The sequence below is a fragment of the Streptomyces sp. ATLC9 genome (genome assembly GCF_057196705.1).
Map to the genome: position 1 here is coordinate 1 of NZ_JBXUOY010000380.1, position 4,005 is coordinate 4,005.

The following is a 4,005-nucleotide window of genomic DNA, read 5'->3' on the forward strand; positions in this document are numbered from 1 at the left end:
CGCCGGTCCGCCCTGGCGGCGAACCGGCGTTCCCTGCCCTGCTCCGCAGGAGCTTCGTTTCCTCCCCGCCCTAAAGGACGGGGTATCCACGAAGGAGAGCCCCGATGACGACACGTTCCTGGCCTTCCCGCCCTTCGCGGGGCGCGGTCCCACCGCGAAGGGCGGGGAGAACCTCAGGGGTTGAGACCGAGAACGCGGACCGGCCGGTCCTTCCAGGTCTGTGGTGCCGTGGTGGCGACCACAGCACCGTCGGGACGGTCGATGGACGGCTGAGCCGCGTACTCGGTATGAGCAGCCGACCAAGTGGTCTCGCGGGCCACGGCAAGGGCGGAGGGCAGATCCAGATCGAGAAGGGTGATCCCGGGCAGAGCGGCGATGTGCTCAGCGGTGCCCGGACGAGTGCGGTCCGCTTCGACAAGCGCACATGCCGTGGCGTAGAGAAGCCACCCCGGTTCGTTCTCCGCTCGGTAGATCAGCCGGGAGGCCATGACGTTGCCATGTCCGGCGGCCACCATGGCTGTGTCGTCCAGGACGACATGCACAAGGCCGGTCACCGCCCGATCGCCTCTGCCAGACGCCTGTCCAACTCCTCGTCCAGACGCTTTTCTTCGGCCTCGGTGGGGTTGTAGCCGTTCCATTCCCGCAGTACGGCGAGGGTTCGCTCGGCGCGCTCGGCGCGCTCGGCAGGAGTGAGCAGAGTGTCGGCGAGGCGAGCGAGGTATGCCCGCAAGGACAGCCCTTCAGCGGCTGCTACTTCGGCGAGTCTGTCACGGGCTTCGGCGGGGATGCGGATATTGGCGTCAGCCACGATGGGGCTCCTTCTGACCACTCAGGAAGTGTACGGGTACGTACTCGTACCCGTTCGTGTATCCGGTGAAGGCCGGTTTCAACCCGACACGGGTGAACACCGGGCTCGCCCGCTCTGCGACCGAAGGTGCCGGAGGTTTTATGGTGCCTCTCACCGTGCCGCGAAGCGGTCCAGCGCGTTCAGGACGCGGGTGCGGGTGGTGGCGCCGCCGAGGTGGCCCTCGGCGCCGACGACGGTCAGCTCCGCGTCCGGCCAGGCGCGGGAGAGCTCCCACGCGGTGTCGAGCGGGCTGCTCAGATCGGCCCGGCCGTGGATCAGGACCCCCGGGATGCCCGCCAGCCGTCCCGCGCCGCGCAGCAGTGCGCTCTCCTCCAGCCAGGCGCCGTGGGAGAAGTAGTGCGCGCAGATGCGCACCAGGGCCAGTTTGGCGGCCGGGGCCCGGCCGCCGTACGGGCTCGCGTCACCGCCCGCGCCGCCGCTGCCGCCGCCCGTCTCGCCGGACAGGACGGCGTCCTCCCAGGCGCACCAGTTCGCCGCGGCCCGCTCACGCACCGCCGCGTCGGGGTGCTCCATCAGCCGCGCGTACGCCCCGAGCAGCTCGGGCGTGTCCGCGCCGCACGGCACGCCGGGCCCGGCTCCGATCCCGGCCCCGGCGCGGAAGCGTTCCCACTCCCCGGGGAAGAAGCGGGCCACGCCCCGGTAGAGCCAGTCGGTCTCCGATCGCCGGGTGGTGGTGACTCCGGCGATCACGATGTGCGAGACCCGCTCCGGGTACCGCTGGGCGTAGGCGAGGATCAGCGTGGAGCCCCACGAGCCGCCGTACAGCAGCCAGCGGTCGACGCCCAGGTGCTCGCGCAGCCGCTCCATGTCGGCGATCAAGTGCCAGGTGGTGTTGTGCCGCAGGCCGGCGGCCGGGTCGCTCGCGTGCGGGGTGCTGCGGCCGCAGCCGCGCTGGTCGAACAGCACCACCCGGTACCGCTCGGGGTCGAAGAGGCGGCGCGCCCCTTCCCCGCACCCCGAACCGGGCCCGCCGTGGACGACGGCGGCGGGCCTGCCGTCCGGGTTGCCGCACACCTCCCAGTACACGCGGTGGCCGTCGCCGACGTCGAGCATGCCGCTGTCGTAAGGCTCGGCCGGCGGGTATGACGGCTCGCGCATCCGCGACCTCCCGGAGTCCGGTGACGGACCGGAAGGCTACCCGACCCCGTCGGGCTCCCCGTCGCCCGCCAGCAGCTCGGAGGCGTCCACGATGCGGTAGGCGTAGCCCTGCTCGGCCAGGAAGCGCTGGCGGTGGGCCGCGAAGTCCTGGTCGACGGTGTCGCGGGCGACGACCGAGTAGAAGCGGGCCTCGTGGCCGTCCGCCTTCGGGCGCAGCACGCGGCCCAGGCGCTGGGCCTCCTCCTGGCGGGAGCCGAAGGTACCCGAGACCTGGATGGCGACGGTGGCCTCGGGCAGGTCGATGGAGAAGTTGGCGACCTTGGAGACCACCAGCACCGACAGCTCGCCCGAGCGGAAGGCGTCGAACAGCTTCTCGCGCTGCGCGTTGCCGGTGTCGCCCTTGATCACGGGCGCGTCCAGGTGCTCGCCCAGTTCGTCGAGCTGGTCGATGTACTGGCCGATCACGAGCGTCTGCTGCCCGGCGTGGCGGCGCACCAGTGCCTCGGTGACGCGCTGCTTGGAGGCCGTGGTGGAGCAGAAGCGGTACTTCTCGTCCGGCTCGGCCGTCGCGTACGCCAGCCGCTCGGACTCGGTGAGGTCCACGCGGACCTCCACGCAGTCGGCCGGTGCGATGTAGCCCTGCGCCTCGATCTCCTTCCAGGGCGCGTCGAAGCGCTTGGGGCCGATGAGGGAGAAGACGTCGGACTCGCGGCCGTCCTCGCGCACCAGCGTGGCCGTCAGGCCGATGCGGCGGCGGGCCTGGAGGTCGGCGGTGAACTTGAACACCGGCGCCGGCAGCAGGTGCACCTCGTCGTAGACGATCAGGCCCCAGTCGCGGGAGTCGAACAGTTCCAGGTGCGGGTAGACACCCTTCCGCTTCGTCGTCAGCACCTGGTACGTGGCGATGGTGACGGGCCGGACCTCCTTCTTCGCGCCGCTGTACTCGCCGACCTCGCTCTCCGTCAGCGAGGTGCGCCGCACCAGCTCGCTCTTCCACTGCCGGGCCGAGACGGTGTTGGTCACCAGGATCAGCGTGGTGGCCTTCGCCGTGGCCATCGCGCCCGCGCCCACCAGCGTCTTGCCCGCGCCACAGGGCAGCACGACGACGCCGGAGCCGCCGTGCCAGAAGTTCTCCACGGCCTGCCTCTGGTAGGGACGCAGCGCCCAGCCGTCCTCGGCCAGCTCGATCGGATGGGCCTCGCCGTCCACGTAGCCGGCCAGGTCCTCGGCGGGCCAGCCGAGCTTGAGCAGTGCCTGCTTGATCTGGCCGCGCTCGGAGGGGTGGACGGCGACGGTGTCGGAGTCGATGCGGGCGCCGACCAGCGGCTGGACCCGCCTGGAACGCAGGATCTCCTCCAGCACCGGCCGGTCGGAGGATTCCAGGACCAGCCCGTGGGTGGGGTGCTTGAGCAGCCGCAGCCGGCCGTAGCGGTCCATCGTCTCGGCCACGTCCACCAGCAGCGCGTGCGGCACCGGATAGCGGGAGTGGGTGACCAGGGCGTCGACGACCTGCTCGGCGTCGTGCCCGGCGGCGCGGGCGTTCCACAGGCCCAGCGGGGTGAGCCGGTAGGTGTGGATGTGCTCGGGGGCCCGCTCCAGCTCGGCGAAGGGCGCGATGGCGCGGCGGCAGTCGTCGGCCTGCTCGTGGTCGACCTCCAGCAGCAGGGTCTTGTCGCTCTGGACGATCAGGCAGGACACGCGCACCTCCGGCGATCGGATCGTCGTGTGACGGGTGCACACGCCGAATGGAAGAGTCTACTTTTTCCGGGCGCGTACCGGCGTGCCCGGTGTGATCCGGCGCCCCGCCCGTGCGGGGGAAGGCTCCCGGCGCCTACGCTGCCGGTCATGGACACGACCTGGTTCAGGCGGACACGGCGTGCGGAGGGCCGCGGTATGGACGGTTACGTGAAGTGGGCGGGCAGGGTGGCGGCGACGGCCGGGGCGGTCGCCGCGCTCGCCGGGGCCTGGGCGGCGATCGCCGGAGCGGTGGCGGCCACCAACGGCGCGAAGGCCGCGCGGAAGGCCGCGCGGCGGTGAAC

The 4,005-nt window shown here is 71.8% G+C and carries 4 protein-coding genes; all 4 read right to left on the reverse strand.

Features of this window, described 5'->3' with window-relative positions; genetic code table 11:
• Positions 1 to 173: 173 nt before the first annotated feature.
• The 4 genes from AC2CJA_RS24995 to AC2CJA_RS25010 all read right to left on the reverse strand — a co-directional run bounded on the left by AC2CJA_RS24995 (position 174) and on the right by AC2CJA_RS25010 (position 3,664).
• Complete coding sequence (locus AC2CJA_RS24995; RefSeq protein ID WP_484604947.1) at positions 174 to 515, reverse strand: PIN domain-containing protein; 342 nt, start codon at positions 513 to 515, stop codon at positions 174 to 176.
• Between the two features lie 35 nt (positions 516 to 550).
• Entirely contained in the window at positions 551 to 808 is a 258-nt protein-coding gene (locus AC2CJA_RS25000; protein ID WP_484604944.1) for a hypothetical protein, read from the reverse strand.
• A gap of 150 nt (positions 809 to 958) precedes the next feature.
• The gene (gene pip / locus AC2CJA_RS25005) at positions 959 to 1,966 is read right to left on the reverse strand and encodes a prolyl aminopeptidase (RefSeq protein WP_484604945.1); all 1,008 of its coding nucleotides are present in this window, start codon (positions 1,964 to 1,966) and stop codon (positions 959 to 961) included.
• 36 nt (positions 1,967 to 2,002) lie between these two features.
• A complete protein-coding gene (locus tag AC2CJA_RS25010; RefSeq protein ID WP_484604946.1) occupies positions 2,003 to 3,664 on the reverse strand; it encodes a DNA repair helicase XPB in 1,662 nt (553 codons plus the stop codon).
• Positions 3,665 to 4,005: the final 341 nt, after the last annotated feature.

What these genes read in the sequence shown, in the direction of transcription:
- AC2CJA_RS24995 (WP_484604947.1), bottom strand. Translation starts at nt 515, where the DNA reads ATGGTGGCCGCCGGACATGGCAACGTCATGGCCTCCCGGCTGATCTAC.
- pip (WP_484604945.1), bottom strand. Translation starts at nt 1,966, where the DNA reads ATGCGCGAGCCGTCATACCCGCCGGCCGAGCCTTACGACAGCGGCATG.